Annotated in this window: 2 protein-coding genes and 2 pseudogenes; 2 read left to right on the forward strand and 2 right to left on the reverse strand. The window is 68.8% G+C overall.

What is annotated here, in order from left to right; translation table 11 throughout:
- Window positions 1–332 (forward strand): annotated as a pseudogene (locus tag GJV64_RS13465) (RsmB/NOP family class I SAM-dependent RNA methyltransferase); the annotation flags it as partial.
- 25 nt (window positions 333–357) lie between these two features.
- Entirely contained in the window at window positions 358–843 is a 486-nt protein-coding gene (locus GJV64_RS13470) for a tetratricopeptide repeat protein (protein WP_164157877.1), read from the forward strand.
- A 6-nt stretch (window positions 844–849) separates the two neighbouring features.
- On the opposite strand, the gene GJV64_RS13475 is transcribed toward GJV64_RS13470, so the two are convergent.
- A complete protein-coding gene (locus tag GJV64_RS13475) occupies window positions 850–2499 on the reverse strand; it encodes a M20/M25/M40 family metallo-hydrolase (RefSeq protein ID WP_164157879.1) in 1650 nt (549 codons plus the stop codon).
- 34 nt (window positions 2500–2533) lie between these two features.
- Window positions 2534–2709, reverse strand: a pseudogene (locus GJV64_RS15675) (16S rRNA (adenine(1518)-N(6)/adenine(1519)-N(6))-dimethyltransferase); the annotation flags it as partial.

A 2709-nucleotide genomic window follows, 5' to 3' on the forward strand; every position in this document is an offset into this window, starting at 1 on the left:
TGGCCGATCTGGCTGGCGAGGCCGATGCCGTGCTGATCGATGCGCCCTGTTCGGGCAGCGGCACCTGGCGCCGCAATCCGGAAAGCCGCTGGCGGCTGACACCGGAGCGGCTGGCGCGGCTGGCCGCCACCCAGGCCATGCTGATCCGGCTGGGCACCACGCTGCTGCGGCCCGGCGGTCGGCTGGTCTATGTCGTCTGCTCGCTGCTGCCGGCCGAGGGCGAGGCGCAGCTCGCCGGGACTGATGGCCTTGGCGCGTGGCAGCACCGCCTGCTCACGCCGGCCGACGACGGCTGCGACGGCTTTTTCATCGCGCAGGCCCGGCGGCTCTGATAATCATGGCTGCAGGAGAGACGTGATGCGCCCCGTTCTGATGTTCGCCCTGTTGCTGTCCGCCGCGCCGCTTGGTGCGGCCCCGACCCGTGATGACCAGTTGAAGCCGGTCTCCGTGCAGTTCGCGCAGGCCGGTCAGGCCGCGCTCGCCGCCGGCAAGCCGCAGGACGCCATCGACAGTTTCGAAGCCGCGCTGGCCAGCGATCCGCGCAATGTCGCGGCCTTCAGCGGCATCGCGCAAGCCTATGAAAAGCTTGGCCTGCCGGGCAAGGCGGTGAAATATTATCGCGAGGCCCTCGCCCTCAACCCGTCCGACATCGGGGCGCTGGAAGGGCAGGGAAGGGCGCTGGTGGCGCGCGGCGCGACGGCCAGGGCGCAGATCAACCTCGCCCGCATCAAGGCGCTGTGCAAGGCGGACTGTTCGGCTGCCGCGCGGCTCGAAGGCGTGATTGCCAAGGGCACCCAGACGGCAAGCGCCGCACCGGTTAAGCCGCCGACGGCGCGCCCCTGAACCCGGCTATTTCGCGCCGGGCGGATCGGTGATGAAGGCGGGGACGGCCGCATCATCGGCCAGCCGCCAGGCCGACAGATAGGCCAGCTGCAGGATCTTCGCCATCTTGGCGTAGTTGATCTTGTCCGCCGTATCGCTGGTGTGGTGATAATCGGGGTGGAAGCCGGTGAAGAACCAGAAGGCCGGGATATCCTTCAGCACGAACGGAAACTGGTCGCTGCGGAAGAAGATGTTGAGCGCATTCTCCTTGTCGAACCGGTCATCCAGCGTCAGGCCGATGCTGCGGTTGGCGTCCGTCACCACGCGGTTGAAATCCGGGCTGTAGCCGGCGCCGATCAGGTTCAGGCGGTTGCTGGTGTCGGCCGGGATGGTGATCAGGCCATCGGTCTGCTCGCTGGCCTTTTCATCGCGGCCGATCATGTCGAAGTTGATCATGGCGCGGGTGGTGGCCAGCGGGCGCAGCGGATTGGCGGCGAGATGATAGGCACCGAGCAGCCCGCGTTCCTCGGCGGCGAACACCACGAACAGGATCGAGCGTTTCGGCCGGGCCGGATTGGCCATGAAGGCGCGCGCCAGTTCGACCACGCCAACCGTGCCGGAGCCATTGTCATCGGCACCATGCCAGATCTCGGCGCCGTTGAAGCCATCATGGTCATGATGCGCGCTGATGATGATGGTCTCGGCCGCAAGACCGGGATCGCTGCCGGGCAGCAGGCCCACGACATTGGCGGACTGCCCGCGGCTGCGGACGCTGTTTTCGAGGTGCAGGGTGAGGCTGGTGCCGGGCAGGTCGCGCGATTGCGGCGCAAGGTCGGCATCGATGGCCGCCTGCAGGGCCTGCGGCGTGCTGCCGGCAGCGGCAAGCAGGCTGGCGCCCACCGCGTCGGACACGGTCAACACCGGGATGTGCAGCGCATCATCGACGAGCGCCTGCACCGGCAGCGCCGGCACCCGGCGGGCGCTGCCACCGATCCGGTTCACGCGGTCGCGGTTGGAGGGATGCTTGCGGTTGGGCTCGGCCATCACGATGATGGCGAGCGCGCCGTGCGCCTGGGCGTTCAGGGCCTTCACCCGGTTCGTGGCGTGGCGGGTGTTGCCGGTGCCGCCGAACCGCGATTTGGGATCATCCTCCTGCGGTTCATGCTCGAACAGCACGACAATCTTGCCGCGCGCATCCACCCCGCGATAATCATCATAGCCGACACCGGGCGCGGTGATGCCATAGCCGGCAAACAGCAGCGGCGCCGTGAGATCGAGATCATTCTTGAAGCCGCCGCCAAACTCCGGCGCCTTCCAGCTCTGGCTGCCGCCGGGGCTGTTGAGGGTCATGAGGCTGGCCGCGCTGTTGGCGCGATATTCGATCAGCGGCACCGGCTGGAACCAGCTGGGCGCGCCCCTGGCATCGGTGGCGGCGGGCTTCAGCCCGGCCCTGGCGAACTCGGCAGCGACCCATTCGATGGCGGCCTGGTCGCCCGGCTGCAGCGACATGCGGCCCAGCAGCCCATCACCGGCCAGAAAGCCCAGATCGGCGCGCAGATCGGCTTCGCGGATCCGGTCAAAGCCGGGCTTCCGGGCGGCGGGCACCCCCGCAGGGGCGGCAGTCGAGGATGTGGCGGCAAGAGCGGACAATGCCAGCCCCAGGATTGCGTGCTTCATTTGGCCGGCGTCCCCCTGTTGGCGTCCGGCCATACTAGAGCCGGGCGGCCGCCTTGGCAAAGGCCTCGACCGGCACCGTCTCGGCGCGGGCTTCGGGCCTGATGCCCTCGGCCTCCAGCGCTTCCAGCGCGCCCGGCAGGCCCTTCACGCTGGCGCGCAACATCTTGCGGCGCTGGCCGAAGGCAGCGGCGGTCAGCGCCGCCAGCCTGG

It is taken from the genome of Sandarakinorhabdus rubra (assembly GCF_010994245.1).
GTDB lineage: Bacteria > Pseudomonadota > Alphaproteobacteria > Sphingomonadales > Sphingomonadaceae > Sandarakinorhabdus > Sandarakinorhabdus rubra.